This window comes from Pseudomonas sp. HMSC063H08, from assembly GCF_001813645.1.
Lineage (GTDB): Bacteria > Pseudomonadota > Gammaproteobacteria > Pseudomonadales > Pseudomonadaceae > Pseudomonas > Pseudomonas aeruginosa.
In genome coordinates, this window is record NZ_KV813363.1 from 1 (window position 1) to 568 (window position 568).

A 568-nucleotide genomic window follows, 5' to 3' on the forward strand; every position below is an offset into this window, starting at 1 on the left:
CATGGCGAACGTCTGCCCCTGGGCGCTGACGACCTGGCCGGTTTCGCCTTTGCCTTCCAATTGCCGCTGCGCCGTGGCCAGGCGCACCTTGGCTTCGGTGAGGATGGCCTGGGCCTGGATTTCTGCAAGTTCGCTAACGGTGCCAGCGCAGGCCTGGCCGGACGCGAGGAGGAAGAGCACGGCCACGGCCATGCCGATCGGCTCAGTTCGCATAGATTTCTCCTGTGACAGTCCAGTCCAACTGGCTGTCCTTGAGCGTGGTTTCGAGGTTGGTGATGCGGACCCCGGCGGCGGGCAGCCCCTGGAAGGTCAGGTCTGCCGGGAGCCTGGTCTGGGCGCTGAAGGTGAATTTCTTCCAGGAAGGCAACACAACTTGCTGTTCAGTCACAGCTTCCGCGCCAGGGAGGGGCGGAGTTGTTTCCTGGCTGATCGACAGCTTGGGCTCGACACCTTGACGGTACAGGTGGCTGGTGAGCGCCTGCAGAACGTCGTCCGCCGGCAGTAGCGGCTCATCACTGCCGATGGCGACCTTCAGATCGACCTTCAGGGCCGCGGTGTTGCCGTTGTC

Annotated in this window: 1 protein-coding gene and 1 pseudogene; both read right to left on the minus strand. The window is 63.7% G+C overall.

From position 1 onward, the window contains the following. Positions 1-213: pseudogene (locus HMPREF2924_RS05065) on the minus strand (type IV pilus biogenesis protein PilP); the annotation flags it as partial. After that, the coding region (pilO2, locus tag HMPREF2924_RS05070; protein WP_168172950.1) for a type 4b pilus protein PilO2 at positions 203-568 on the minus strand (366 nt) is incomplete at its 5' end. The pseudogene HMPREF2924_RS05065 and the gene pilO2, both read right to left, overlap by 11 nt.